The 25,544-nt window shown below is 70.7% G+C and carries 22 protein-coding genes; 10 read left to right on the top strand and 12 right to left on the bottom strand.

Annotation, left to right across the window (positions count from 1 at the left end; all coding sequences use genetic code 11):
* The first annotated feature begins 359 nt into the window (after positions 1-359).
* Both VHAB30_RS30810 and VHAB30_RS30805 read left to right on the top strand, forming a co-directional pair.
* Positions 360-2,267 carry an ATP-binding cassette domain-containing protein gene (locus tag VHAB30_RS30810; protein WP_159279694.1) on the top strand — a complete coding sequence of 636 codons (1,908 nt, stop codon included), beginning with the start codon at positions 360-362 and terminating at the stop codon, positions 2,265-2,267.
* Between the two features lie 106 nt (positions 2,268-2,373).
* The gene (locus VHAB30_RS30805; protein ID WP_159279693.1) at positions 2,374-4,104 is read left to right on the top strand and encodes a phospholipase D family protein; all 1,731 of its coding nucleotides are present in this window, start codon (positions 2,374-2,376) and stop codon (positions 4,102-4,104) included.
* Positions 4,105-4,128: 24 nt separating this feature from the next.
* Here the strand turns inward: VHAB30_RS30805 and VHAB30_RS31355 are convergent, their stop codons facing one another.
* From VHAB30_RS31355 to VHAB30_RS30785, 4 genes are all read right to left on the bottom strand, one after another.
* Entirely contained in the window at positions 4,129-5,058 is a 930-nt protein-coding gene (locus VHAB30_RS31355; protein WP_159279692.1) for a copper chaperone PCu(A)C, read from the bottom strand.
* A 32-nt stretch (positions 5,059-5,090) separates the two neighbouring features.
* Positions 5,091-7,430: a TonB-dependent receptor gene (locus tag VHAB30_RS30795; RefSeq protein ID WP_159279691.1), complete on the bottom strand. Its 2,340-nt coding sequence runs from the start codon at positions 7,428-7,430 to the stop codon at positions 5,091-5,093.
* Positions 7,431-7,516: 86 nt separating this feature from the next.
* A complete protein-coding gene (locus VHAB30_RS30790; RefSeq protein WP_159279690.1) occupies positions 7,517-7,888 on the bottom strand; it encodes a DUF2946 family protein in 372 nt (123 codons plus the stop codon).
* 11 nt (positions 7,889-7,899) lie between these two features.
* Positions 7,900-9,156 (bottom strand): TraB/GumN family protein, encoded by a 1,257-nt coding sequence (locus VHAB30_RS30785; protein ID WP_159279689.1) that lies wholly within the window; start codon positions 9,154-9,156, stop codon positions 7,900-7,902.
* A 65-nt stretch (positions 9,157-9,221) separates the two neighbouring features.
* Between VHAB30_RS30785 and VHAB30_RS30780 the strand changes: the two genes are divergently transcribed.
* Both VHAB30_RS30780 and VHAB30_RS30775 read left to right on the top strand, forming a co-directional pair.
* A complete protein-coding gene (locus VHAB30_RS30780) occupies positions 9,222-9,635 on the top strand; it encodes a VOC family protein (RefSeq protein WP_062482861.1) in 414 nt (137 codons plus the stop codon).
* Positions 9,636-9,637: 2 nt separating this feature from the next.
* Entirely contained in the window at positions 9,638-10,837 is a 1,200-nt protein-coding gene (locus VHAB30_RS30775) for a toxin-antitoxin system YwqK family antitoxin (RefSeq protein ID WP_159279702.1), read from the top strand.
* 21 nt (positions 10,838-10,858) lie between these two features.
* Here VHAB30_RS30775 and VHAB30_RS30770 read toward each other — a convergent pair whose 3' ends face one another.
* Genes VHAB30_RS30770 through VHAB30_RS30760 form a run of 3 tightly spaced genes read right to left on the bottom strand, consistent with a single transcriptional unit; the run spans position 10,859 to position 13,831 of the window.
* Entirely contained in the window at positions 10,859-11,833 is a 975-nt protein-coding gene (locus tag VHAB30_RS30770; protein ID WP_062482864.1) for a Bug family tripartite tricarboxylate transporter substrate binding protein, read from the bottom strand.
* A gap of 4 nt (positions 11,834-11,837) precedes the next feature.
* A complete protein-coding gene (locus VHAB30_RS30765; protein WP_095746954.1) occupies positions 11,838-12,074 on the bottom strand; it encodes a hypothetical protein in 237 nt (78 codons plus the stop codon).
* Positions 12,071-13,831, bottom strand: coding sequence for an FAD-dependent monooxygenase (locus tag VHAB30_RS30760; RefSeq protein ID WP_159279688.1), 1,761 nt, complete (start codon positions 13,829-13,831; stop codon positions 12,071-12,073). The genes VHAB30_RS30765 and VHAB30_RS30760 overlap by 4 nt, the downstream gene beginning before the upstream one ends.
* An 84-nt stretch (positions 13,832-13,915) precedes the next feature.
* Here VHAB30_RS30760 and VHAB30_RS30755 point away from each other — a divergent pair, with 84 nt between their 5' ends.
* Positions 13,916-14,713: a helix-turn-helix transcriptional regulator gene (locus VHAB30_RS30755; RefSeq protein WP_159279687.1), complete on the top strand. Its 798-nt coding sequence runs from the start codon at positions 13,916-13,918 to the stop codon at positions 14,711-14,713.
* Here the strand turns inward: VHAB30_RS30755 and VHAB30_RS30750 are convergent.
* The 3 genes from VHAB30_RS30750 to VHAB30_RS30740 form a co-directional block, all read right to left on the bottom strand.
* Positions 14,700-15,827, bottom strand: coding sequence for a zinc-dependent alcohol dehydrogenase family protein (locus VHAB30_RS30750; protein ID WP_070063846.1), 1,128 nt, complete (start codon positions 15,825-15,827; stop codon positions 14,700-14,702). The two genes, VHAB30_RS30755 and VHAB30_RS30750, sit on opposite strands and share 14 nt — an antisense overlap.
* 35 nt (positions 15,828-15,862) lie before the next feature.
* Positions 15,863-17,089, bottom strand: coding sequence for an ABC transporter substrate-binding protein (locus VHAB30_RS30745; protein ID WP_159279701.1), 1,227 nt, complete (start codon positions 17,087-17,089; stop codon positions 15,863-15,865).
* 130 nt (positions 17,090-17,219) lie between these two features.
* Positions 17,220-18,314 (bottom strand): fumarylacetoacetate hydrolase family protein, encoded by a 1,095-nt coding sequence (locus tag VHAB30_RS30740; protein ID WP_139701322.1) that lies wholly within the window; start codon positions 18,312-18,314, stop codon positions 17,220-17,222.
* A gap of 118 nt (positions 18,315-18,432) precedes the next feature.
* Here VHAB30_RS30740 and VHAB30_RS30735 point away from each other — a divergent pair, with 118 nt between their 5' ends.
* Together VHAB30_RS30735 and VHAB30_RS30730 are read left to right on the top strand one after the other, a co-directional pair.
* On the top strand, positions 18,433-19,605 hold the full coding sequence (locus tag VHAB30_RS30735; RefSeq protein ID WP_159279686.1) for a DUF3108 domain-containing protein: 1,173 nt from the start codon (positions 18,433-18,435) through the stop codon (positions 19,603-19,605).
* Positions 19,606-19,714: 109 nt separating this feature from the next.
* Positions 19,715-19,996: a BTH_I0359 family protein gene (locus tag VHAB30_RS30730; RefSeq protein WP_062478455.1), complete on the top strand. Its 282-nt coding sequence runs from the start codon at positions 19,715-19,717 to the stop codon at positions 19,994-19,996.
* Positions 19,997-20,065: 69 nt separating this feature from the next.
* Here the strand turns inward: VHAB30_RS30730 and VHAB30_RS30725 are convergent, their stop codons facing one another.
* Positions 20,066-21,121, bottom strand: coding sequence for an AbrB family transcriptional regulator (locus tag VHAB30_RS30725; protein WP_159279685.1), 1,056 nt, complete (start codon positions 21,119-21,121; stop codon positions 20,066-20,068).
* Positions 21,122-21,185: 64 nt separating this feature from the next.
* On the opposite strand from VHAB30_RS30725, the gene VHAB30_RS30720 reads away from it, so the two are divergent.
* Positions 21,186-22,004 carry a ChaN family lipoprotein gene (locus tag VHAB30_RS30720; protein WP_159279684.1) on the top strand — a complete coding sequence of 273 codons (819 nt, stop codon included), beginning with the start codon at positions 21,186-21,188 and terminating at the stop codon, positions 22,002-22,004.
* Here the strand turns inward: VHAB30_RS30720 and VHAB30_RS30715 are convergent.
* Positions 21,988-23,322, bottom strand: a complete 1,335-nt coding sequence (locus VHAB30_RS30715) for an aminotransferase class III-fold pyridoxal phosphate-dependent enzyme (RefSeq protein WP_070063840.1) — start codon at positions 23,320-23,322, stop codon at positions 21,988-21,990. The genes VHAB30_RS30720 and VHAB30_RS30715 overlap by 17 nt on opposite strands.
* Positions 23,323-23,392: 70 nt before the next feature.
* Here VHAB30_RS30715 and purU point away from each other — a divergent pair, with 70 nt between their 5' ends.
* On the top strand, positions 23,393-24,250 hold the full coding sequence (purU, locus tag VHAB30_RS30710; protein ID WP_062478396.1) for a formyltetrahydrofolate deformylase: 858 nt from the start codon (positions 23,393-23,395) through the stop codon (positions 24,248-24,250).
* Between the two features lie 22 nt (positions 24,251-24,272).
* Complete coding sequence (locus VHAB30_RS30705; RefSeq protein ID WP_159279683.1) at positions 24,273-25,520, top strand: S1 family peptidase; 1,248 nt, start codon at positions 24,273-24,275, stop codon at positions 25,518-25,520.
* Positions 25,521-25,544: the final 24 nt, after the last annotated feature.

Genomic DNA, 25,544 nt, shown 5'->3' with positions numbered 1-25,544 from the left:
CTGAAGTTGTTTCAGCGAAGCCTTCGATTATGCACTGTTTTTTCAAACCGCGTCAACTTTCGAAGACTTTCTTCACCACTCACAACCAACGCTCCTGAGAGCACCAGTCGCTTCGAAACACCAGAGGCATTCAGCAGCGAAGCCCACGAGTATATGACAGATTTCGGCTCGTGCAAGCCAAACTGAAAGAAACTTGCAGAAGACCTTGGCCGCCCCGCTCACCGACAGCTTCACGCCTCTTACCTGCCTGCCAGCGTCTCTCCCAGGGACTCCAGCCCCTTCTATATAGAGAGCCATAAAGAAGCCTTCTCCCCCGGCCGCCAGGCGTCGTCACCCGCCCCTCCGATAATCCGTGCCACATGGCACTCATCACACTCCTCGACGCGCAGCTCGCGTTCGGTCACGTCCCGCTGCTGGATCATGCGGACTTCTCTCTTCTCGAATCGGAACGCATCGGCCTGATCGGCCGCAATGGCGCCGGCAAGTCGTCGATGCTCAAGATACTGGGCGGGCTGGAAAAGCCAGACGACGGCACGCTGCAGCTGCAGCAGAACTTGCGCGTGGCCTACGTGGCGCAGGAACCCGCGCTGGACATGGATGCGGACGTGTTCACCGCCGCCAGCCAGGGCCTGGGCGAAGTCATCGCCATCCGTGACCTGTATCTCTCTGGCGCGGATGGACTCGACCTGGACGCCCTGCAGTCCAAGATCGAAGCCTACGACGCCTGGAACTGGGAGCAGCGCGTCGAAGAGACGCTGCACCGCCTCCACCTCGACCCCACCGCGCGCGTCGGCTCCCTCTCGGGCGGCACGCGCAAACGGGTCGCGCTGGCCCAGGCCCTGGTGGCCGCGCCGGACGTGCTTCTATTAGACGAACCCACCAACCACCTGGACCTCGACTCCATCGAGTGGCTGGAGCAGTTGCTGATCGACTTCAAGGGCAGCGTCGTCACCATCACCCACGACCGCAGCTTCCTGAACCGCGTCGCCACCCGCATCGTGGAGCTCGACCGGGGCAAGCTGGGTTCCTACCCGGGCAACTTCGAGCAGTACCTCGTCCAGAAGGAAGAGCAGCTCGCCCAGGAAGCGATCATCAGCGCCAAGGCCGACAAGCTGCTGGCGCAGGAAGAGATCTGGATCCGCAAGGGCGTCGAAGCGCGCCGCACGCGCAGCCAGAGCCGCATCACGCGGCTGCAGGAACTGCGCGCCAGCCGCGCCGCGCGCCGCGAGGTGCAGGGCAGCGTCAACATGGATGTCGCCTCGGGCCAGTCCAGCGGCAAGATCGTGGCCGAACTCACCGACGCCACCAAGTCCTTCGGCGAGAAGACCGTGATCCGCGGTTTCAGCGGCACCATCCTGCGCGGCGACAAGATCGGCCTGCTGGGCCCGAACGGCGCCGGCAAGACGACGCTGCTCAAGCTGATCCTCGGCGAACTCGAGCCCGACAGCGGCAAGATCCGCCGCGGCACCAACCAGCAGGTGGCGTACTTCGACCAGATGCGCGACAAGCTCGACCTCGACGCCACGCTGGAGGACTTCATCAGCCCCGGCAGCGAGTGGATCGAAATCGGCAGCCAGAAGAAGCACGTCAAGAGCTACCTGTCGGACTTCCTGTTCTCCCCCGCGCGCGCCAACTCCCCCGTGCGCTCGCTCAGCGGCGGCGAACGCAACCGCCTGCTGCTGGCGCGCCTGTTCGCGCGCCCGGCCAACGTGCTGGTGCTCGACGAGCCGACCAACGACCTGGACATCGACACGCTCGAGCTGCTCGAAGGCCTGCTGCAGGACTACGACGGCACCGTGTTCCTCGTGAGCCACGACCGCACCTTCCTCGACAACGTGGTGACCAGCACGATCGCCTTCGAGGGCGACGGCCGCTGGCGCGAGTACGAGGGCAGCGTGGAAGACTGGCTGATCCAGTCCAAGCGCGCGCGCGAGATCGCCGAGCAGCGCCTCGCGTCGGCACCACCGCCGCCTCCAGCCGCCGCACCGGTCCCGGCCCCCGCGGCTGCACCCGCCGCCGCCGCCACGGGCGGACCCCGCAAGAAGCTCTCTTACAAGGAGCAGCGCGAACTCGAAGCCCTGCCCGCGCAGATCGAATCCCTCGAAACCGAGCAGAAGCGCATCAGCGAAATGCTCGAACTCGACGGCGGCGCCATCTATGCAAGCGACGCCTCGCGCGCGGTCGAGCTGAGCGAGCGCCACGCCAAGATCGACGACGAACTGCTCGCCGCGCTGGAGCGCCAGGAAGAGCTCGGCGCCGGGCGCTGAGCGCCGTCTTCCCTCACCGGTTGGCCGCCCGTCCCACCCACGGCGGGCGCCAACTCGGCTATACATGCGGCACCGCCTTCCCAAGCCCCCGGAAAGACCCCGCCGCATGCCTTCTTCTTCCTTCCACGCGTTGGTCCGCCGCAGCGTCACGCTGCTGGCCCTCCTGGTGCTCGGCGCCTGCGCGCAGCTGCCGAAGGAGGTGGACCGCCCCGTCTCGACCGCGCTCGCCTCGCCCGACGGCACGGCGCTGGCCACGCTGCTGCGGGAGCGCCGCAACGCCGACAAGGCGCGCTTCGACTCCGGTTTCCTGCTGTTGGGCGGCCCCCAGGCCGCCTACGGCAGCCGGCTGGCGCTGATCGAGAACGCACAGAAGACGCTGGACCTGCAGTACTACGCCATCCACGCCGACGCCAGCACCGGCCGGCTGGTGCGCGGGCTGCAGGCGGCGGCCGAGCGCGGCGTGCGGGTGCGCATCCTGCTGGACGACTTCCACACCATCGGCCGCGACGCGCTGGTGCTCGGCCTGGCCTTCATCCCGAACATCGAGATGCGGCTGTTCAACCCGCTGGCGGGTTCGCGCGGCACCGGCTTCAACCGCATGCTCAACGCCATCGGTGACGTCTCGCGCATCCAGCAGCGCATGCACAACAAGCTGTTCCTGGCCGACAACGTGATGGGCGTGACCGGCGGGCGCAACCTGGGCGACGCCTACTTCGGCAATGCCACCACCGGCAACTTCGTCGACGTCGACGTGCTGGCGGCCGGTCCGATCGTGCAGGACCTCTCGCGCAGCTTCGACAGCTACTGGAACAACGAGCGCGCCTACCCCGTGCAGTCGCTGGTCTCGCGCGAGGAGTTCCAGCGCATCCGCGACCGCGCGCGCCGCATCGACCAGGAACTCAGCGACGAAGCGGCCGAAGCACGCAACCAGCCCAAGCCCCCGGACGGCGAGCCGCGCCCCGGCGCCGGCCCCACGCCCGAGCAACGGGCCCGCGCCTGGGACGAGAAGCCGCTCGATCTGCGCAGCGCCGCCTTCGTCTGGGCCCCGGCCCTGATGCTGGCCGACGCGCCCGGCAAGATCCCGGCCGACAGCGGCCCCGGCGCGGTGCGCAACCCCGACCTCGTGGTGAGCCGGCCCGAGCTGCCCTCGCGCAGCGCCACCGCGCTGGCCGACCTGGCCTCCAGCGGCGACACGGTGGTCGAAGGCCTGCTGCACCTGATCGGCCAGGCGCGCACCGACCTGCTGATCATCTCGCCCTACTTCGTGCCCGGCCCCGACATGCAGCAGGCCTTTGCCGCGGCGCGCGCGCGGGGCGTGCGCATCCGGGTGCTGACGAATTCACTGGCCTCGAACGACGCGCCCATCGCCCACGTCGGCTATGCGCGCCACCGCAAGGCGCTCCTGGCCGCGGGCGTGGAGCTGTACGAGCTGCGCAGCGAGCAGGCCGACTTCGGCAATGTGTTCGGCTCCTCGGGCGGCAGCGGCGCGGGCAGCGTCAGCGGCGAATCGCGCGCGATGCTGCACTCCAAGGTGCTGGTGATGGACGGCCGGCTGCTGGTGGTCGGCTCGATGAACCTGGACCTGCGCTCGCAGCTGCAGAACACCGAGATCGCGCTGCTGATCCGCAGCGGCGAACTCTCGCGCATGGCGGCCGAGCAGATCGAGCGCGGCATGCGCGAGCGCGCCTGGCATGTCGAACTCGCGCAGGGCACGCTGGTGTGGCACGCGCCCGAGGGCAGCGGCCTGCAGGACACGGACACCGAGCCCGACGCGAGCGCCACGCTGCGCTTCCTGCTGCGGCTGTTCGGGCCGCTGGCGCCGGACCAGTTGCTCTGACGGTTCGGCGAGACCCCGTGGGGGTCAGTGCTTGTGCTGGTGCGCACCGCCCGCCGCTGGCGCAGCGGCAGCAGCGGCGCCTTCGGGCGCGCCGACCGGCAGCTTCAGCTCCAGCGTCGTCTTCGCGCCCTTGGCGTCCTCGAACTTCAGGGTCATGGGCACGGTCGCGCCCTTGGTCATCGCGCCCTTCAGGTCCATCAGCATCACGTGGTAGCCACCGGGCTTGAGCTCGACAGTCTTGCCGGCCGGCAGCTCAAGGCCGCCCGCGAGTTCGCGCATGCGCATGGTGTCGCCTTCCATCTTCATCTCGTGCACCTCGGCCACGCCGGCGGCAGGCGTCGAGATGCCGACCAGCTTCGTGCCCGTGGGCGCGGTGAGCTTCATGAAGGCGCCCGTGCCGCTCTGGCCCGGCACCGACTGGCGCACCCAGGCGTCGCGCACGTCGACCGTGGCCACGCCCTGCGCCACCACGTCGAGCTTGGCCGCGGGCGCCTTCAGGCCGGCCGTGGCGCTGCCCGACGCGGGCACTTCGGCCCAGTCGACGCTGCCGACGTCGCAGTCCTGGCGCACCTTGAACCACAGCGGGCCCGGCGTGGCGGGCACCTTGCCGCGCAGCACGAACTCGCCGCGCTCGCTGCCGGGCAACGCGTTCTGCGGCGTCTCTGCCGTCCAGCGCACTTCGCCTTCGGCGCTGCCGGCCTTGGGCGCGTCGAGCTTCCAGCCCTTGCGCGCCTGGGCGTCGGTGAGCACGAAGCCCTTGGGCAGGCGCACCGCGAGGCCGGTGGTGGCCTTGGCGCCTTCGCAGGCGTGGCCGACGCGGAAGGCGGCGTTGTACTCGCTGCCGACGGTGGCGCCGCCCGGGGGCAGGCTCACGTGGGCGCCGGCGGCGCCGGCACCGGCCAGCAGGGCGCAGGCGGCGAGGGTGTGGAACGTAGGGGTCGAAAGCTTCGTCATGGCGGGTGTCCTTGGAGAGGAAAAAGTGAGGATCAAAGGTCGAACTTGAGTTCGGCCACGAAGGTGCGTTGCGGGTACGGGTGGAAGGCCCAGTAGGTCCGGTTGTTCAGGTTGTCGATGCCGACGGCGGCGCTCCACTGGCGGTCGATGCGGTAGCGGATGCGCGCATCGACCACGAAGAACTTCGAGAAGCCCATGAAGGCCATGCCGTTCGGGTCGCTGTTGTCGAGCGTGCCGTACTGCCGGCCGCTGTAGCGCGCGCCGACGGTGTAGCTCCACTTCGCGTCGGGCCGGTAGGTGGCGAGCAGCGAGGCGCGCACTTTGGGCACGCGCGGCTGGTCGCGCCCGACGCTGGCCGGGAAGCCGCGGTTGGCGGTGATCTTCGAATCGGTCAGCGTGAGGCTGCCGCCCAGGTCCAGCCCCTGGATGCCCGCGTCGACCGTGTTGATCGCCACCTCCAGCCCGCGCGTGCGGATGGCGTCGACGTTCTGCACGGTGCTCACGAGGTTGGTGAGCGCCTGGGTGTAGAGCGCGTCCTTCGTGTGCTCGAAGAACAGCGTGGTGCGCAGCACACCGTCGACGCCCCAGCGCTTGAGGTCGCGCTCGGCGCTCAGCTCGGCGGTCCACGAGCGCTCGGGGCGCAGCTCGGGGTTGGTGTTGACGATGCGGTTGCCCTCGATCGAGCCCTGGTAGAGCTCGCTCACGGTGGGCATGCGCACGGCGCGGCCGACCGAGGCCTTGAAGTGCCAGTCGGGCGTGGCCTGCCAGGCGAGCGCGGCCTTGGGCGAGACGAAGCTGTTCTTGCGCGGCGCGAAGTCGAGCAGCCGCGCCGCGTTGCCGAGTTGGCCGCCGTAGGCCTCCCAGCGCTCGTGGCGCAGGCCCAGCGTGGTCTTCCAGTCTTTGGCGAAGCGCCAGGTGTCCTGCACGTAGAGCGAACGCAGCCGCGTGTTGCCGTTGAAGGCAGAGAACGGCGACACGGCCGGCCCGCCGATCCAGTCGCGCGTGTTGCCGATGGCGCTGCGCAGCCGTGCGGTGTCCTGCTGGACGCCAAAGTCGACCACGTGCGCGCCCACGCCTTCGGCCGAGCCTGTGGGCCGCCAGGTGCCCGCGGCCTTGAAGGTGTGCCAGCCGGTGCCGCCCATGTCGGTGGTGCGGCCGGGGCCGCCGTAGAAGGCGCCCGGCAGCGCCGTGGTCGGCGTGCGCGAGGTGTCCCTGGCGTAGTCGAACAGGCTCGCCGCCACCTCCCAGTCGAACACGCCGCCCGTGTGGCTCTTCACCGAGAGGCCGTGCATGTAGTGCGTGAGCGCCGTCTCGGTCGGCGCGAAGGCCGCCGCCGGTGCGTCCAGGTTGTAGGTGCGTCCGCCGAGGTTCACGCGCCCGCCGTACACCGGCTGGCCGAGCGCATCGCGCAGGTAGGTGTCGGTGCTGCCGTGCGTGGTGTTGTGCCAGGCGCCCAGCGTGTAGGTGGCGCGCACCGTGGGCGAGAAGTCGTAGGCCAGCTTGAGCTTGGCCTGCTCCTGGGTCGTGTCGTAGGCGGTGATGCCGCCCAGCAGCCACCACGGCTGGTTCGACGGGTTCAGCCCGAGCACCGCGCCGGTGACGGGCGTGCCCGCGCTGCCCACCGCGCCCGCGCTCACGAGCCGGTTGGCGAACGACAGCGACTGCCCCTTGCTGTGGGTGCGCGAGGCGCCGAGCCACCACGACCAGTCGCCGCTGCGGCTGCCCAGCGAGAGGTCGAGCTGCTGGCCGCCCGGCGATGAATGGCTGTTGTACAGGTCGAAGTTCGAGGTGAAGCCGCTGAGCTTGACGTGCGCCTCGAGCTGCGTGGGCATGCGCGTCACGTAGTCGACCACGGCGCCCACCGAGTTGCCCGGGTAGGCGGCCGAGAACGGGCCGTAGAGCACGTCGACGCGCTCGATCTCGTCGGGCGACACCATGCCCCAGCGCGGCGCGAAGGTGGCGCCGTTGCCCAGCGGGTTCGACAGCATGATGCCGTCGGCGTAGACCATCGCGCGGGCGCTGTTGCCCGTGCCCGAGGCGCGCGTGGCCAGCACCGCGTGGTTGAAGTCGCCGATGTAGCGCTTGCGCACCAGCAGGCTCGGCAGGTACTTGAGCGCGTCTTCGGCGTCGGTCGCGTTGACCGTCTCGGCGATCTGCTCGGCGGTCACGCCTTCGATGGTGGTGGGGATCTGCGTCGGCAGCGAGGTCGGCCGGCCGCCGCTGATGGTGACGGTACCCAGCGTGCGCCCCGGGGCGGCCGCGGCGCCGGCCTCCGGCGGATCAACGTCCGGCGGCGTTTGCTGCTGCGCCCACACCGGCGCGCTGAGGGGAAATGCCATGGCGATCGCCAGGGCGCGGGAGTGCTGCTTCATGGGGAACCGGCTCCACGAACTTCAAGCCAAAGGGACTGCCTGCGCGCACCCGGGGTGCACCGACAGACAGCGCTGTTGCTGATCGCTCAGGCGGAACGCGGAGGCCCACGGGCCGGCAGCGGCGCGGTCGTGGCCGCGGCATGGCGCGCGGCGGGAATGGGTTGAAGCACGCGCCCCAGCGGCAGGGGCGCATCGAACGCGGCCGCCACGAGCGGCGGGGGCGGCGCGCCGGTCAGCACGCACAGCGGGCAGTCCATGTGCGTGGCGCCCATGTCCTGCACGCCGTCTTCGGTGTGCACCACCACCTTGATGGTGCCGGCGCCGGAACACACCAGTTCCATCGCCTGCGGATGCACCACCGGCGACGCCACCGCCACGCCCAGCGACAGCACGAACCACAGCAGCACCCACCGGCCGAGGCGGCCGATCAGGCGGGGGTGGGGGCGCAACGTGTGCATGGCGGTCGCGATTATCGGCGCACTTTGCTGTTGGTGGCCTTGGGGGCGGCACGGGGTGCGGCCTTGCCTTTCGGCGCGGCAGCGGCTTTGGCGGCCGGCTTGGCCCCGCCCTTCGCGGCGGCCTTCTGGCCCGTGCCCTTGGCCGCCTTCTGTCCCTTGACGTTCTTGCCACCGCGCACCGCCTTGCGGGCCGGCGGCTCGGGCGCGGCGAGCGCCGGCATCGGCAGCGCCTGCTGCGCCTGCGCCTCGGTGAGCACCGGCGTGACGCGAAAGCCGCGCGCCGCCATCAGCGTGGGCAGGCCCTGCGCGCCGACCATGTGCAGCGCGCCGACCGCGGCGAACGCGCTGCGCCCGCCCGCATGCAGGCGCTCGATGCCGTCGGCCAGCCCGGGGTTGCGGTCGTCGAGCAGGCGCTTCATGAGACGCTGCTCGGCCGGCGTGTTCAGGCACTCGCACCACTCGGCGTAGCGCGCCAGCCGGGCCGCGTCGCTGCGCGCCCAGACATCGGCCAGCGTCTTGAGCTGGCCGCGCAGCCGGCCCGATTCGAGCTCGTCGAGCATGGCGTCGATCTGCTCGGCCTCCTCGGCTTCGGAGCCGCCGGTGAGCCAGCGCAGTTGGTCGGCCGCGTTCTCGAGCGCGACGATCGGCTTGTTGCTGTTGCGCGCCGAGACGGCCAGCGTCTCGTCGACGCCGAACTCCGCATACAGGCCGTCGGCGCGCGCCGCCAGCGCGGTCAGCGCCGTCACCTGCAGGATGGGCGGCAGCCGGGCGGTCGAGCCCGGCGACACGCAGGCCTCGGCGTTCTGGCGCTCGAGCCGGCGGGCGCGTTCGCCGGTGAGCACGCGCGCCACCGCGGCCGGGTCGGCCGGCTGGCTCAGGGCGCGCACCGTGGCGTCGTCGCGCGAGTCGAGTTCCAGCGCGAGCGTGTCGCTCTGCGCCATCGCCTTCTGCACGGTGGGGCCGGGGCGCACCCATTCGCCGCGCCCCAGGTGCAGGGTGCCGTAGAGCCACGAGGTGCGGCCGTCGCGCTCGATGCGCCACAGCAGGCCGCGGTCGATGCCGTTGCGCAGGCCGATGCCGGGCTTCTCGAGGCTGGCGATGGCCGAGGGCGGGCAGGCGGCGGCATGTGCGGCCACCGCGATGAAACAACCACCGACAGCCGCGAAGGCCTGGCGGGTCAGACGTGCAAGAAGGCGCTGGGGCGCCGGCCGGTCGGTGCCGCGCGACAGCAGGCGCAGCGGTGCGACGAGGGCTCGGAGTATCCGCAAGGCGAGCTCCATGATTGAAAGAAAGTCCGGCATTCTCACAGCACCGCTGCCCATAATCCAAAACCATGCAAAGCATCTTTCACCTTGCCTTCCACGTGCGCGACCTGGACGGTGCCCGCCGCTTCTACGGCGACGTGCTGGGCTGCGCCGAAGGCCGCAGCACCGACACCTGGGTCGACTTCGACTTCTTCGGCCACCAGATCTCGCTGCACCTGGGCGAGCCCTTCGCCACCACCCGCACCGGCCGCGTCGGCGACGCGATGGTGCCCATGCCGCACTTCGGCATCGTGCTCGCGCTGCCCGACTGGCAGGCGCTGGCCGGGCGCCTCGAAGCCGCCGGCACCGAGTTCGTGCTGAAGCCGCAGGTGCGCTTCGAAGGCCAGCCGGGCGAGCAGTGGACGATGTTCTTCTGCGACCCCTTCGGCAACCCGATCGAGGTCAAGGGTTTCCGTTCGCTCGACACGCTCTACGACAAGTGACCCTGCGCCCGCCCGCTTCCGATCTTCGGGCGCCCCGGGCGGCCGCGTCCCTCCTCGGCCCGGCCGCGATCGCATTGGCCGCGCTGCTGGGTACCCCGACGGCCCATGCGCAGCAGGAGTGCGAGCTCAACGGCCAGCGCGTGAGCCCCGCCGACGGCAACAGCACCGCCGGCAAGACCGGCCTGATGCGCTGCAAGGACCGCGGCACCGGCGAGCTCCAGCGCGAGCAGCAGGTGCAGAACGGCGTCTTCATGGGCCTGGTGCGCTTCTATGAAAAGGGCAAGCTCGCGCGCGAGCACACCATCAACGCCAAGGGCAACATGCACGGCCGCGCGCGCGAGTTCGCGCCCGGCGGCCAGGTGCTGCGCGACGCCATGTACGACGACGGCCAGGAGCGCGGGCTGGTGCGCAGCTTCTACCCCGGCGGCCAGCTGCGGCGCGCCACCTTCTACCCCGACCGCGGCACCGAGCGCGCCATGGTCGAGTTCACCGAGCGCGGCCAGATGTCGATGCTGCGCTGCGCCGAAGCGCCGGTGCTGGCGCCGGTGGCCGACGATGCCAGGCTGTGCGGCTTCACGGGCGGGCCGTCGAACGTCGATCTGTTCGACGCGCGCGGCACCCTGCGCTCGCGGCTGTCATACCAGGCGGGCAAGCGCGTGCGCACGCAGGAGTTCTACGACAACGGCAAGCCGTCGGTGGTCGACGAGACCACCGGCAACCGGCGCGTGGAGCGCAGTTTTTCGTCCGAGGGCGTGAAGCGGCGCGAAACCGTGTGGCTGCTGGTCGGTCGCTCGTCGATCCGCCAGCGCGAGCAGGAGTTTTCCGACCGCGGCTCGCTGGTGCGCGACCAGCGCTGGAACGCCGCGGGCGAGCCCCTGAGCGACGACAGCTACCACCTCAACGGCCAGCCGCGCAGCAAGGCCGTCTACAGCGGCGCCGGCAGCGAACGCATGGTCGACGTGACCGAGTTCTACGACAGCGGCCAGCGCGCCGCGCAGGGCCGCTACCTCGCGCCGGGGCGCGGCCGGCAGGTGCCCGTGGGCACGCACCAGCGCTTCAATGAAAAAGGCGAGCTGCTGGCCGAGTCGAGCTTCGACGACAAGGGCCGCGTGACGCGCGAACGCAGCTGGGACGAGAACGGCGAGCTGCAGCGCGACGACGAAGTCTTCGAAGACGGCTCGCGAAAAGCGTTCGCCCGCTAGGACGAACGCCCCTGGGCGGCATCAGTCCAGCTTGATGCCGGCCTGCTTGATGATCGGGCCCCAGCGCTTCGACTCGGCGCGCGACAACGCCGCGAACTGCGCCGGCGTGCCGGGCATCGCTTCCATGCCAAAGTCGTCGAAGCGCTTTTGCACGGCCGGCGTGCTGAAGGCCTTGTTCAGGTCGCTGTTGAGCTTGTTCACCACGGCAGCCGGCAGGCCGGCCGGGCCCAGGATGCCCTGGAACGCGAACACCTCGGTGTTGGGCACGCCCACTTCGGCCAGCGTCGGCACGTCGGGCAGGCGCTTGCTGCGCGCGCCCGAGCCGATGGCCAGCACGCGCACCTTGTTGCCCTGCATGATCGGCAGGCCCGAGGCCAGGTCCAGGAACATGCACGGCACCTGGCCGCCCATCACGTCGGCCATGGCCGGCGCCGCGCCGCGGTACGGGATGTGGGTGATGAAGGTGCCGGTGCGCGCCTTGAACATTTCCATCGCCAGGTGGTGCGGCGAGCCGTTGCCGGGCGACGCGTAGTTGACCTTGCCGGGGTTGGCCTTCACGTAGGCCAGGAACTCCTTGAAGGTCTTGGCCGGGAAGTCCGGGTGCACGACCAGCGCGAGCGGGAACTTGCCGATGGCGCCGATGTAGGTGAAGTCTTTCTCGGGGTTGAACGGCAGCTTGCTGAACAGGTGCTCGTTGAAGGCCAGCACGGCGTTGTCGGCCGACAGCACCGTGTAGCCGTCGGGCTTGCTCTTGGCGACCAGGTCGGCGCCGATGTTGGTCGACGCGCCGGGGCGGTTGTCGACCACGATCTGCTGGCCCAGCGTCTGGCGCATGGCCTCGGCCAGCACGCGTGCGATCACGTCGGTGCCGCCGCCCGCAGGGTACGGCACGACCCACTTGATGAGTTGCGCGGGGTAGTCCTGTGCGTGGGCGAAGGGGGCTGCGGCCACGGCGGCGCCGGAGGCGAGCGTGGCGAGAAGGGTGCGGCGATCCATGAGATCAATCTCCTGTTTTTTGTTCGGAAGCGGACAGCGATGGTACGGGCAGCGCGCGCAACGCGTCGGCCAGCGCGGCGCGGCAGCGCGCCTCGTCGCCGACCTGCTCGAACAGCAGCAGCGCGAGCCGCGCGAGGAACAGCGATTCGCGCTCGGCGCCGGCCTCGGTGATGGCGCGCGCGCACTCGGCGTACAGGCGGTCGCGGGCGTCGGGGTGGAGCGAGGGGGCGGAGGTCGTCATGCGGGAATGTCCTGTGAAGTGGCGACGGCCGCGCGCGCCAGCGCGGCGGGCAGCGCACCGGCCGGCAGCCGGTGCCAGCGCGCGGCCACGTGGCCGTCGGGGCGCAGCAGGTAGACGGCGCCATCGCCGGCGCCGAGCGCGGCGAAGACGGCGGGGGATGCCTGCGCATCGGTGCGGTCGTTGCTCCCCAGGCTGCCGATGGTGCGCACCTCGAAAGGCAAGGCGCCTTGCCGGGCCTGCGCGATGTCGGCGTCGGGCAGCGGCGCCAGGCCCGGCTGCAGCACCAGCAGCGTGAACACCGGGCCGATCCAGTCGGTGAGATGGCCTTGCGCGAGCGGCTGCTCGGGCATCGCCTCGCCCGGCAACGGACCGGCCGGCAGCGCATCGCCCGTGCTCGACAGCGCCGAGCCGTCGTAACGCACGGCCTGCGTCTGGCGCGGGTTGATGAGCTGCGCGATGCCACGGTGCGCCTCCGACAGCGACAGCGCCGCCTCGCGCAGCAGGTCGAAGCCGCGCGAGGGCGGCGACATGAACTCGGTGCTGCGCATCGCGGCCTCGGCGTTGATGTGGAAGGCCGCGATGCGCTCCTGCGAGTACGAATCCAGAAGCGCCGGGCCCGACAGGCCCTGGGCCACGAAGGCCAGTTTCCAGGCCAGGTTGTCGGCGTCGTCGAAGCCCGAGTTGAGCCCGCGCACGCCGAAGATCGGCATCGCATGCGCCGCGTTGCCCGCGAACACGACGCGGCCGTGGCGATAACTGTCGAGCGTCATCGCGCCGGCGCGGTAGACCGAGGTCCACACCGTCTTCCACGGCAGGTGGCCTTCGCCGATGGCGTCGAGGTGGCGCTGCACGAACTCGGCCACCGCCGCGGGCTGCAGCGCGTCTTCGGTGCTCTGGCCGGCGCGCAGCTGGTAGTCGATGCGCCAGATGTCGTCGGGCTGGCGGTGCATCAGCACGGTCGAGCCGGGGTTCCACGGCGGGTCGAACCAGGCGCGGCGCTCGGTCGGATGGTCGCTGTGCAGCTCGATGTCGATGATCACGTAGCGGCCTTCGTAGCCCGTGCCCTCCAGCGCCAGCCCGAGCGACTTGCGCACGAAGCTCTGGCCGCCGTCGCAGGCCGCGAGCCACTGGCCGCGCAGGCGGTAGGCGCCCTCGGCGTTGCGCACGTCGAGCGTCACGCCCTCGCCGTCCTCGTCCTGCGCGAGCGCGGTGAGCTCGGTGCCCCAGCGGATGTCCACGAGCCCCGGCGTCGCGGCGTTGCGGCGCTCGATCTCGTCCAGCAGGTACTGCTCGATGTAGTACTGCTCCAGGTTGATCATCGGCGGCAGCTTCTGCTGCGCGGCCTGCGGCATCTCGAAGCGGAACACCTCGGCCGTCTTGTAGAAGCTGCGCCCCACGCTCCACGGCAGCCCCTTGCCCATGAACGCCGGCAGCGCACCCAGGCGCTCGACGATCTCCAGGCTGCGGCGCGAGATGCAGGCCGCGCGGCTGCCCACGCAGACCGTGTCGTCGGCTTCGAGCACCACGCAGCGCACGCCGTGGTTGGCGAGCCCCAGCGCGAGCGCCATGCCCACCGGGCCGCCGCCCGCGATCACGACGGGGTGGCGGCCGGGCTCCATGCCGTCGGCGTCGAGCGTCGGCAGCCGGGGCGCGAAGCGCGTGTAGTGAAAGGCGCCGACCGAAGGCGGCAGCGCGGTCGCGCAGGCTGGCGGCGGCACGGGGCCGGTGGCGGCGTCGGCGGTACGGGTGGTGGTCATGGAACGGGATTGTCCCGATGCAGCACCCGCGCCAATGTCATAACTTCGTAGGAGGTATTTACCCTAGTCCTCCTTCGAAACCCCATGAAACGCTGGCGCCTCCACCCCGCCGCCGACGCGCAACTGTCGGCGGCCGTCGTCGGCGACGTGCTGGCGGGCATCGGCACGCCACACCTGGCGGCCAGTTGCCTGGCGGCGATGCACCGCGTGATGCCCGTCACCTTCTGCACCGTGTTCGGCGTCGATGCCACCGGCCGCATCGAGACCGTGTCGGCCGCCAGCAGCTACGGCCACACGGCCGAGCGCACTGCCGAGCGCTACGTGGCACAGCGCTTCGACCGGCTCGACCCCCACATGGCCTGGCTGGCCGCGCGCAAGCTGCCCAAGCGCGCGCAGCTGTGGATGGGCCACCAGCACGGCGACGAGGTGGCCGACCCCGCCTACCGCGCCGCCTGCTACGGCGACGTGGGCATCCGCGAGCGCAGCTCGGTGCTGCTGCTGCGCCCGAGCGGCCAGCGCGTGGCCGTGAGCTTCTACCGCAGCCTGGCGCAGCCCGAGTTCGGCGAAACCGACTTCGGCGTCATCGCCGCCCACGCCACCCTGCTGGCCGACGCCGCCAGCGCCCACAGCCGCAGCGCGGCGGCGGTGCACGAGGCGGCCGCGCCCACCCTCGCCTCGCGGCTGTTGACGCTGAGCCTGCGCGAACGCGAGGTGATCGGCCACCTGATGGCGGGCCGCACGGCGAAGGAGACGGCGCGCGTGCTGGGCGTGGAGCTCAGCACGGTGCGCACGCATCAGTACCGGGCGTTCCGGCGGTTGGGGATTCGGACGCAGAAGGAGTTGCTGCGGGGCGCGATGCCCGCGGCCGTCACGGCATCGTGACGATCTGCCGGATGGCCTCGCCGCGCTGCAGGCGGTCGAAGCCCTCGTTGATCTCCTCGAGCTTCAGGCGCCCGGTGAGCAGCCGGTCCACGGGCAGCTTGCCCTGGCGGTACAGCGCGATGAAGCGCCCCAGGTCGCGCCGCGGCACGCAGCTGCCGAGGTAGCTGCCCTTGAGCGTGCGCTCCTCGGCCACGAGGTGCCAGACCGGCGTGTTCAGCGTCTGGATGGCGGCGGGCAGGCCCACGGTCACGGTGGTGCCGCCGCGGCGCGTGACCTTGTAGGCGAACTCCAGCGCCTTGGCCGAGCCCACCATCTCGAGCGCATGGTCGACGCCGCCCTCGGTCATGTCGCGCAGCCGCTTGGCCGCGTCGGGGTCGCTGGCGTTGACGCTGTCGGTGGCGCCCAGCGCGAGGGCGAAATCGAGCTTGTCCTGCGCCAGGTCGACCGCGATCACGCGCGCGGCGCCCGCCGCCAGCGCGCCCATGAGCGCGGCCAGCCCCACGCCGCCGAGCCCCACCACGGCCACGGTCTGGCCCGGCCGCACCTGCGAGGTGTTGACCACGGCGCCGACGCCCGTCACCACGGCGCAGCCGAACATGGCCGCAATTTCCAGCGGCAGCTCGCGGTCGATCTTGTGCAGCGAGCGGCGCGACACCGTCGCGTACTCGGCAAAGGCCGACACGCCCACGAAGTGGTCCATCGGCTCGCCGCGGTACGACAACCGCCGCGCGCCGCCCAGCAGCGTGCCCGCCACGTTGGCCGCGCCGCCGGGCTCGCATAGCGCGGGGCGCCCCTCGGCGCAGGGCGCGCAATGGCCGCAGCTCGGCACGAACACCAGGATCACGTGGTCGCCCGGCGCCAGGTCGGTCACGCCCTCGCCCAGTGCCTCGACCACGCCGGCCGCCTCGTGGCCCAGCACGATCGGCGTGCGGCGCGGCCGGTCGCCGTTGAGGATCGACAGGTCCGAATGGCACAGCCCCGCGGCCGCGATGCGCACCAGCACCTCGCCGGGGCCGGGCGGCGCCAGCTCGACCTCCTCGATCTCGAGCGGTCGGCTCTGGGCATAGGGCGCGGGAGCGCCGAGGCGCTGCAGGACGGCGGCACGGACTTTCATGAGGTCTCCTTGGGTTCGGTCAGGCGGTCAGCTCATCAGGACTTCGCTGCGGCAACCAGCGGGCACTTGCTCTTGGACAAGGGCTGGAAGGCCTTGTCGCCGGGGATCGTGGACAGCACCGTGTAGTAGTCCCACGGGTACTTCGACTCGGCGGGCTTCTTCACGCTCACCAGGTACATGTCGTGCACCATGCGGCCGTCGGCGCGGATCGTGCCGCCCTGCGCGAAGAAGTCGTTCACCGGCATCGCCTTCATCTTCGCGGCCACGGTGGCGCCGTCGTCGGTGCCCGCGGCCTGCACCGCCTTCAGGTAGTGCGTGACCGCCGAGTAGGCGCCGGCCTGGATCATCGAAGGCATCTTCTTCATGCGCTCGAAGTAGCGCCGCGCCCAGGCCCGCGACTCGGGCGTGCGGTCCCAGTAGAAGCCAGTGGCGAAGGTCATGCCCTGCGCCTGCGCCAGGCCCAGTGCATGCACATCGTTGATGAACATCAGCATCGGCACCACGCGCTGCTTGGGCGACACGCCGAACTGCCGCGCGGCCTTGACGGCATTGACCGTGTCGCTGGTGGCGTTGGCCAGCGCGATGGTGTCTGCCCCCGAGGCCTGCGCCTGCAGCACGTACGACGAGAAGTCGCTGGCGTTGAGCGGGTGGAACACGCTGCCGATCACCTTGCCCTGCAGCTCGCCGACGAACTCGGTCATGTTGGCGGCCATGGCCTTGCCGAAGGCGTAGTCCACGCCGATCAGGTACCAGGTCTTGCCGCCCTGGCGGCTCACGCCCTGCGCGGCGCCGTTGGCCAGCGCGTAGGTGTCGTAGGTGTAGTGGACCGAGGTCGGCGCGCAGGCTTCGTTGGTGAGCGCCACCGAGGCGCCGCCAGTGTTGATCGACAGCTTCTGCCGCTCGCGCGCCAGGTTGACCACCGACAGCGCGACGGCCGAGTTGTTCATGTCGAAGATGGCGTCGACGCCGTCGCGGTCGTACCAGGTGCGCGCCAGCGAGGCGCCGATGTCGGCCTTGTTCTGGTGGTCGCCCGAGACCAGCTCGATGGGCCGCCCGAGCACCTTGCCGCCGAAGTCCTCGATGGCCATGCGCGCGGCCTCGACCGAGCCGCGCCCCGCGGTGTCGGCGTACAGGCCCGACATGTCCGACAGCACGCCCACGCGCACCTTGTCGTCGCTGAGCTTCTGGGCGGCGGCCTGCCCGGCCAGCGCCATGCCCATCACCCCCCATGCGCACAGCGCGCGCCCCGCCAGCTTCGGCATGCCCATGGACCTGTCTCCTTGCAGTGAACGGATCGCTGCATCCTAGGCAGCGCCCGCCGCGCAGGGTTGGGCTTTGCGGAACGGGGGCTTCCGGCCAGCCGAACGGGGAGAAACCCCGACAGGGCCTGCGTCAGCCTTCGGCGGCGGGTTCGGGCGCGGTGCCGGTGTCGGTTCCGGCCTGCGGCTTGGTGAGCGACACCGGCGCCTCCACCGGCCGCCCCGCCGTCGACACGATCTCCTGGTCGATCGCGCCGAACAGCGAGCGCCCGTCCAGGCCCTTCATCTCGATGCGGATGGTGTCGCCGAACTTCATGAAGTCGGTGGCGGGCGCGCCGTCCTGGATGGTTTCGATGCAGCGCTTCTCGGCGATGCACGAGTAGCCCTTGGGCCATTCCATGCGGCCGTTCTTCTCGACGCCCTTGTTGCTCACGGTGCCGCTGCCGACGATGCTGCCGGCGCGCACGTTGCGGGTCTTGGCGATGTGGGCGATGAGCTGGCCGAAGTGGAAGGTCATCTCGGGGCCGGCGTCGCACAGGCCGACCTTGCGGCCGTTCCAGCTGCTTTGCAGCGCCAGGTGCACACGGCCGTCCTGCCAGGCCTCGCCGAGCTCGTCCAGCGTGACGGCCACGGGGCTGAAGGCGGTGGCGGGCTTGCTCTGGAAGAAGCCGAAGCCCTTGGCCAGCTCGGCCGGGATGAGGTTGCGCAGGCTCACGTCGTTGGCCAGCATCACGAGGCGGATGCCGTCCAACGCCTGCTCGGGGGTGGACCCCATCTTCACGTCGCCGGTGACGACGGCGATCTCGGCCTCGAAGTCGATGCCCATGGCCTCGCTGGGCACGATCACGTCGTCGACCGGGCCCAGGAAGTCGTCGCTGCCGCCCTGGTACATGAGGGGGTCGGTGTAGAAGCTCTCGGGCACTTCGGCGTTGCGCGCCTGGCGCACCAGCTCGACGTGGTTCAGGTAGGCCGAGCCGTCGGCCCACTGGTAGGCGCGCGGCAGCGGCGCCATGCACTGGGCGGGGTCGAAGGGAAAGGCGTGGCGCGCGCGGCCGTGGTTGAGGGCGTCGTACAGGTCCTGCAGCTGCGGGCTCATGAAGCCCCAGTCGTCCAGCACCTGCTGCAGCCGGCTCGCGATGCCGGTGGCGTAGTGGGCGAGCGTGAGGTCGCGCGAGACGACGACCAACTGGCCGTCGCGCGAGCCGTCCTTCAGGGTGGCGAGTTTCATGGTGCGGGCGTGAGCAAGAAAAAGGGCGCGGCGCCGCGCCCACTAAACTGGTTGAACGGGCGGCAGTGTACCGAGTGGACTTCGTGAACCTCGGCGCCGCAACCCACTCCACACACCCATGTCGACGCACGTCGCGCCCCCACCGCTGTCCCTGGGCCTGCCCGGGCGCCCGTCCTGGCGCGCGCTCGCGGGGCTGACGCTGGCGGTGGCGCTGGTGCACCTGCTGCTGCTCGGGCTGGCGCCGATGGCCATCGGGCCGGAGCCCTCGCCGCTGGCCAGCAAGTTCATCACGCGCACGATCGTGATCGCGCCGCCCGCGGCGGAGGCCCCCGCGGCACCGGCCGCCGCGCCGGTCGCGGCCAAGCCGCCGCCACCGGCCAAGCCCCGGCGTCCGCGCGAGGCGTCGGTGCCCCGCCCCAAGCCGGCCCCGGCCCCCGTGCCGGATGCGCCGGCACAGACGCCGCCCCCGGAAACGCCCGACCAGACCGCGCAAGCCGCTACAGATTCAGGAGCGACCGCCCCCGAGGCACCGGCCAGCGCCCCGGCCGCCGCCACCGGCACCACGGCCGGTGGCACGCAGGGCGGCACGACCACGGCCGGCAGCGGCGCCTCGGGCACCATCGCCGGCACCCAGGCGCTGCGGATCCCGGGCTCGGTCACGCTCGATTTCGAAGCCACGGGCCAGAAAGGCGCCTCGCCGCAGCGCGGCGTGTTCGGCGAACTGGTCTGGCTGCAGGACGGCACCCGCTACGACGGGCGCCTCACGCTCAAGGCGGTGTTCTTCACCCTGCTGAACTGGCACAGCACCGGCAAGATCGGCCCCTCGGGCCTGGAACCCGAGCGCTATTCGGAAAGCCGCAAGGCCGAGGTCGCCTCGCATTTCGCGCGCGACCAGGGGCAGATCATCTTCAGCAACAACGCGCCCCCCGTGCCCCTGCAGCCGGGTGCGCAGGACCGCATGAGCGTCATGATGCAGCTGGGCGGCCTGCTGGCGGCCAGCCCGGGGCGGTACCCGCCCGGCACCCGGATCTCGGTGCAGACCGTGGGCGTGCGCGACGGCGACGTGTGGGTCTTCGAGGTCGGCGGCGAGGAACAGCTGAGCCTGCCGGCCGGGGAATTCACCACGCGCAAGCTCACCCGCACGCCCCGCAAGGATTTCGACCGGAAACTGGAGCTCTGGCTGGCGCCGCGCTACGGCTACCTGCCCGTGCGCATCCGCCAGACCGAGGCAAACGGCGACTTTGCTGACGCCCAATTGCGCAAACCCCTACCCGAAGCGCCCGCCAATTGAGGCAAAAAGGCTCACATATCAACGGCGCGAGGACAACTGTTCTTGAAACTGGCGCGTTGATTGCTATCTAACCCCCATGAACGCCATCGACATCCTCACAGGGCCCGCCATGAACATGCTTTACGACTCCGAGTCCTTCGTCGTCGTGCACGTGCAGCCGAACGACGGCGACGAGCCCAGCACGACGCCCAACGGCCCCGTGCTGGAACGCCACGGCTTCGAGATCGTGGACAAGCGCTCTGGCAAAGAGGTGTACCTCGACGGCTCCTGGGCGGAACTGTTCCAGCAGCAGATCGCCGCCTGGCAGCTCAACACGCCCACGCAGGAAGAGGTCGAGGACACGCTCGAAGGCTATGCCGAGCTGGCGCACACGCCGGTGCTGGTGCACTGAGCGGCCTGCCTCGCCCGAACGAAACAAGCGCCCCGCAGGGCGCTTTTTCTTTGGCGGTGTACTGCGCCGTCAGCGCTCGGTCCAGCGGTACATCGGCCCCACGATCAGCAGCACCGCCACCAGCCGGCACACCTGGAAAGCCGTGACCACCGGCACGCCCAGCTGCAGCACCTTGGCCGTGATCGACATCTCGGCGATGCCGCCGGGCGAGGTGCCCAGGATCATCGTGGCCGGGTGCAGCCCGGTCGCCCCGGCCAGCAGCCAGGCCGCGCCGGCGCACAGCACCAGCATGCCGACCGTGCCCAGCGCCACCGAGCCGAGCCAGCGCGGCGCCGTGTGCAGGAACTCGCGGCTGAAGCGCACGCCCAGGCTCACGGCAATCACCAGCTGCGCGGTGTTCGACAGCCAGGTCGGCACCGCCGACAGCGACTGCCCCGCGACCGTGAAGCCCATCGCCACCAGCAGCGGCCCCATGAACCACGGGTTGGTGCGGCCCAACGCCCGCATCACGAGCCCGCCCGCGCCGGTGGCCAGCGCCAGCAGGGCCAGCCCGGCCGGGTTCACCTCGCGCACGCCGGGCGGGTTGATCTCCAGGCCGTGCAGCCCGCTCCACTGCATCGCGAACGGGATCGTCACCGTCACCACCATCAGTCGCAGGCTGTGCGCGGCGGCCACCAGGTCGGTGCGCGCACCGGCCGATTCGGCCAGCAGCGTCATCTCCGAAGCGCCGCCGATGGCGCCTGCGAAGTAAGTCGTGGCTCTCATGGATTTCGCCGGCACATGCGGCATGCGTGCCGCGTGCACGCGATGCAGCCAGCGGCCGAACCCCCAGCCCAGCAGCAGCGCCCAGCCGATGGCCAGCAGGATCGCCCACCACACGCCGGCCACCAGCGTCACCACCTGCGGCGTGAAATACAGACCCAGCGCGGTGCCGATGACCCACTGCCCCAGGTTGCGCAGCGGCGTGTGACTCGCGGTCGGCTGGCCCGCGATCGAGGCCAGCGACACCGCGAACAGCGGGCCGATCATCCAGGGCAACGGGGTGTGCAGGGCGACACAGGCGAGTGCGGCGGCCAGCGCCAGCAGCAGCGTGGCCAGCACGCGAAGGGGAAAACGAAAGGACACGGGCAGAGAAAGCAGCGGAAAAGGACGACAGCCCGGTGCGGGGCGCCGGGCATAGTATGGCGGGATGCCTCCTCGCCCTTCCCGTGCTTCCCGGTTCCTCGCGCCCCTGGTCGCAGCCGCCCTGCTCGCCGGCTGCGCCGCGCTGTCCGCCGAGGCGCCCGTCGCGCGCCGCGTGGCGGCCCTGCTGCCGGCCGATGCGCTGCTGCTCGGCGAACAGCACGACGCCCCCGAACACCAGGCCCTCGAACGCGAGACCGTGCAGGCCCTGGCCGAGCGCGGCCAGCTCGCCGCGCTGGCGCTCGAGATGGCCGAGGAAGGCCGCAGCAGCGCCCGCCTGCCCACCACCGCGACCGATGCGCAAGTGCAGACCGCCCTCGGCTGGAACGACAAGGCCTGGCCCTGGACGCGCTACGGCCCCACGGTGATGACGGCCGTGCGTGCCGGCGTGCCGGTGGTCGGCGCCAACCTGCCGCGTGCGCGCATGAAGGACGCGATGGCCGACGTCTCGCTCGACGTGCAGCTCAACGGCGAGGCCTACGCCGCGCAGCAGGAGGCCGTGCGCGAGGGCCACTGCAAGCTGCTGCCCGAATCGCAGATCGGCCCCATGACGCGCATCCAGGTCGGGCGCGACCGCGCCATGGCGCAGGCGCTGGTAAAGGCCCGCCAACCAGGCAAGACGGTGGTGCTGATCGCCGGCGCGGGCCACGTCACCAAGGTGCTGGGCGTGCCGCAGCACCTGCCGACCGACGTGTCGGTGAAGACGGTCCACCTGCAGGCCGGCGGCCCGGCCGAGGACGACACCGACGCCTACGACGCCACCTGGCGCACGCCGGCGCTGCCGCCGGTGGACTACTGCGCGGGCGTGCTCAGGCGAACTTCCTGATCGAATCCGCCAGCGTGTTGACCAGCGTGTCGATGTGCTGCTTCTCGACGATGTAGGGCGGCGCGATCACCAGCACGTCGCCCGCGGGCCGCACCAGCGCGCCCTTGTGGAAGCAGTCGAGAAACACCTCGTAGGCGCGCTTGCCCGGCGACCCGGCGATGGGCGCGAGCTCCACGGCCGCCGCCAGGCCCAGGCTGCGGATGCCCACCACGTTCGGCAGGCCCTTGAAGGTGCTGTGGAAGGCATCGCCGAGCACCTTGCCCATCTCGCCGGCGCGCGCGAACAGGTTCTCTTCCTTGAACAGGTCGAGCGTGGCAATGGCGGCGGCGCAGGCCACCGGATGGCCCGAGTAGGTGTAGCCGTGGAAGAACTCGACCACGTGCTCGGGCGCATCCGTCTTCATCATCGCGTCGTAGAGCTTGTCGCGGCAGATCACGCCGCCCAGCGGAATCACGCCGTTGGTCACGCACTTGGCGAAGTTCAGCATGTCGGGCACCACGCCGAAATAGTCCGACGCGAAGTTGGTGCCCATGCGCCCGAAGCCGGTGATGACCTCGTCGAAGATCAGCAGGATGCCGTGCTTGTCGCAGATCTCGCGCAGGCGCTTCAGGTAGCCCTGCGGCGGCAGGTACCAGCCGGCCGAACCGGCCACCGGCTCCACGATGATCGCGGCCACATTGCTCGGGTCGTGCAGCGGCAGGATGCGGGTTTCGAGTTCGACCAGCGGGTCTTCGGTCCACACCGGCTCCGCGTTGTGGATGTAGGCGTGGTTCACCGGGTCGTGGATGAAGCGCATGTGGTCCACGCGCGGCAAAAAGGCCGAGCCGAACACCTTGCGGTTGCCCGGAATGCCGCCCACCGACATGCCGCCGAAGCCCACGCCGTGGTAGCCCTTCTCGCGGCCGATGAACACGTTGCGGTGGCCCTCGCCGCGCGCGCGGTGGTAGGCCAGCGCCACCTTCATCGAGGTGTCGGCCGCCTCGGAGCCCGAGTTGCAGAACAGCACCTTGTTCAGGTCGCCCGGGGCCAGCGCGGCGATCATCTCGGCCGCCTTGAAGGCCTTGTCGTTGCTGACCTGGAAGGCGGTGGCGTAGTCCAGCGTGTCCAGCTGCTTCTTGATCGCCTCGTTGATCGGCTTGCGGTTGTGGCCCGCGCCCACGCACCACAGCGAGGAGATGCCGTCGACCACCTTCTTGCCGTCGTGCGTGGTGAACGTCATGCCGTCGGCCGCCACGAAAACCCGCGGGTCCTTCTTGAAATGGCGGTTGGGCGTGAAGGGCAACCACTGGTTGTCCATGTTGAAGTCCTGGAAGGCCATGTCTCGCTCCTGCGGTTATGTGGGGAGGGAAAATCGCGATTCTGGCACCCCTGCCACAATCCTGCCCCTGATGACGACCACTACGCCTGCCTACATCCTGAACCTCTCCTGTCCCGACCGGACGGGCATCGTGCACGCCGTGTCGGGCTTCCTGCTCGAGCGCGGCGCCAACATCGAAGAGGCCGCCCAATACAACGACCACGGCACCGGCCTGTTCTTCATGCGCGTGCGCTTCGCCTGCGGCGACCACAGCGAAGCCGTGCTGCGCGAGGAGCTGAAGGCCTTCGCCACCGGTTTCGGCATGAGCCTGCAGCTGCATGCCGCCGCCGACCCGATGAAGACCGTGATCCTGGTCAGCAAGGAAGGCCACTGCCTGAACGACCTGCTGTTCCGCTGGAAGAGCGGCCTGCTGTCGATCGACGTGCGCGCCATCATCTCGAACCACCGCGACTTCTACCAGCTGGCCGCCAGCTACAACGTGCCCTTCCACCACATCCCGGTGACGGCCGCGACCAAGGCACAGGCCGAGGCGAAGCAGCTGGAGATCATCGAGGCCGAGGGCGCCGAACTCGTGGTGCTCGCGCGCTACATGCAGATCCTGAGCAACGACCTGTGCAAGAGCCTGGCCGGCCGCGCGATCAACATCCACCACTCGTTCCTGCCCAGCTTCAAGGGTGCCAAGCCCTACTACCAGGCGCACGACCGCGGCGTGAAGCTGATCGGCGCCACCGCCCACTACGTGACGGCCGACCTCGACGAGGGCCCGATCATCGAGCAGGACGTGGCCCGCGCCGACCACACCGACACGGTCGAAGACCTCACGGCCCGTGGCCGCGACACCGAAAGCCAGGTGCTGGCCCGCGCCGTGAAGTGGCACAGCGAGCACCGCGTGCTGCTGAACGGCCACCGCACGGTCGTGTTCCGCTAACCCACTCCATCGCCGCTCCCAGATGCGCCTGCAGCTTCCGCTTTTCGCCCTTGCTGCCGCTCTGGCAGCGCCCGCCACCTTCGCCCAGGACGCCCGCGCCGGCGGCGCCCCGCTGGCGCCCGACGCGCTGTTCGCGCGCGTCTCGCCCAGCGTCTGGGTGGTGCAGGCCAGCGACGCCCAGGGCAAGGTCCTGGCCACCGGCAGCGCGGTCGCCACCGGCCCGGGCACGGCCGTCACCAGCTGCAAGCTGCTGGCCAAGGCCAGCGCCGTGGCGCTGCGCCGCGACAACGTGAGCTACGGCGCCGTGCTGGAGCTCCCGGACGTCGAGCGCGACCTGTGCCAGCTGCGCATCGCGAACCTCGTGTCGCCGACCCTGGGCGTCGTGCCCGCGGGGGCGCTGCAGGTCGGGATGCCGCTGTACGTCATCGGATCGCCGCGCGGGCGCGAACTCACGCTCGGTATTTCCATGCTCGGCGGCGTGCGCCGCAACGCCGCGGGCGCGCTCGAGTCGCTGCAACTGGCCACGCCGACCGAGGCGGGCCTGGCCGGTGCCGGCCTGTTCGATGCGCAGGGCCGCCTCGTGGGACTGGTCGCAGGATCGGCCCCGGCGACCCTCGCCATGCCGGCCGCATGGATCGCGGAACTGCCGACACGCGGCCAGCGGGCCATCGAGCGCCTGGCCTCGCAGCCCGCGCCGGCCAGCGTGTCGCTGCAGCGCCCGAGCCTCGTGGAGTACCAGCTGCACGACCGCCTCACCAACACGTACCGCAAGGTGATCTACCGCGCGGACACGGCCACCACCTCGGACGACCGGCTCAGCTTCAACAACGGCGGCTGGATCGAGAAGCCGGGCGGCGAGGTGATCGGCGTCACGACGGCCGTGGCCGGTGAGTTCGACAGCGTCATGCCGCCGCGCGGCTGGGCCCGGCCGACCCTGGAACAGGACGCCGCCTGGGCCACGGAATACGACGCCACCATGGGCGGCACGCGCATCAAGATGGACCTGCGCGCCCACGTGGTGGACGACGCCGCCATGCTGCCGGTCAACGGCCGCGAGATGAAGGTGGTGAAGATCGACTACCGCGGCCACACCCAGCGCTTCGCGAACGCGGGCGCCTGGAGTGGCAACCAGTACGGGACCTACCGCGCCAGCGTGTGGTTCTCGCCGGAGCTGGGCCGCGTCGTCCGCTTCGAAGTGCAGACGCGCGGCGGTGCGAGCGGCGGCGCGTTCCAGGTCAGCGAAGTGCTCGAGCTGGTGAGCATCCGCTAGCCCCGGGCGCGCGCCGCGCGCTCT

It is taken from the genome of Variovorax boronicumulans, from assembly GCF_009811375.1.
Classification (GTDB): domain Bacteria; phylum Pseudomonadota; class Gammaproteobacteria; order Burkholderiales; family Burkholderiaceae_C; genus Variovorax; species Variovorax boronicumulans.
Note: the sequence above shows the minus strand (reverse complement) of the source record. Positions and strands in the feature narration are given on the sequence as shown.

Coding starts and splice junctions, on each gene's coding strand:
- VHAB30_RS30810 (WP_159279694.1), top strand. CDS start 360: ATGGCACTCATCACACTCCTCGACGCGCAGCTCGCGTTCGGTCACGTC.
- VHAB30_RS30805 (WP_159279693.1), top strand. CDS start 2,374: ATGCCTTCTTCTTCCTTCCACGCGTTGGTCCGCCGCAGCGTCACGCTG.
- VHAB30_RS31355 (WP_159279692.1), bottom strand. CDS start 5,058: ATGACGAAGCTTTCGACCCCTACGTTCCACACCCTCGCCGCCTGCGCC.
- VHAB30_RS30795 (WP_159279691.1), bottom strand. CDS start 7,430: ATGAAGCAGCACTCCCGCGCCCTGGCGATCGCCATGGCATTTCCCCTC.
- VHAB30_RS30790 (WP_159279690.1), bottom strand. CDS start 7,888: ATGCACACGTTGCGCCCCCACCCCCGCCTGATCGGCCGCCTCGGCCGG.
- VHAB30_RS30780 (WP_062482861.1), top strand. CDS start 9,222: ATGCAAAGCATCTTTCACCTTGCCTTCCACGTGCGCGACCTGGACGGT.
- VHAB30_RS30770 (WP_062482864.1), bottom strand. CDS start 11,833: ATGGATCGCCGCACCCTTCTCGCCACGCTCGCCTCCGGCGCCGCCGTG.
- VHAB30_RS30765 (WP_095746954.1), bottom strand. CDS start 12,074: ATGACGACCTCCGCCCCCTCGCTCCACCCCGACGCCCGCGACCGCCTG.
- VHAB30_RS30760 (WP_159279688.1), bottom strand. CDS start 13,831: ATGACCACCACCCGTACCGCCGACGCCGCCACCGGCCCCGTGCCGCCG.
- VHAB30_RS30755 (WP_159279687.1), top strand. CDS start 13,916: ATGAAACGCTGGCGCCTCCACCCCGCCGCCGACGCGCAACTGTCGGCG.
- VHAB30_RS30750 (WP_070063846.1), bottom strand. CDS start 15,827: ATGAAAGTCCGTGCCGCCGTCCTGCAGCGCCTCGGCGCTCCCGCGCCC.
- VHAB30_RS30745 (WP_159279701.1), bottom strand. CDS start 17,089: ATGCCGAAGCTGGCGGGGCGCGCGCTGTGCGCATGGGGGGTGATGGGC.
- VHAB30_RS30740 (WP_139701322.1), bottom strand. CDS start 18,314: ATGAAACTCGCCACCCTGAAGGACGGCTCGCGCGACGGCCAGTTGGTC.
- VHAB30_RS30735 (WP_159279686.1), top strand. CDS start 18,433: ATGTCGACGCACGTCGCGCCCCCACCGCTGTCCCTGGGCCTGCCCGGG.
- VHAB30_RS30730 (WP_062478455.1), top strand. CDS start 19,715: ATGAACATGCTTTACGACTCCGAGTCCTTCGTCGTCGTGCACGTGCAG.
- VHAB30_RS30720 (WP_159279684.1), top strand. CDS start 21,186: ATGCCTCCTCGCCCTTCCCGTGCTTCCCGGTTCCTCGCGCCCCTGGTC.
- VHAB30_RS30715 (WP_070063840.1), bottom strand. CDS start 23,322: ATGGCCTTCCAGGACTTCAACATGGACAACCAGTGGTTGCCCTTCACG.
- purU (WP_062478396.1), top strand. CDS start 23,393: ATGACGACCACTACGCCTGCCTACATCCTGAACCTCTCCTGTCCCGAC.
- VHAB30_RS30705 (WP_159279683.1), top strand. CDS start 24,273: ATGCGCCTGCAGCTTCCGCTTTTCGCCCTTGCTGCCGCTCTGGCAGCG.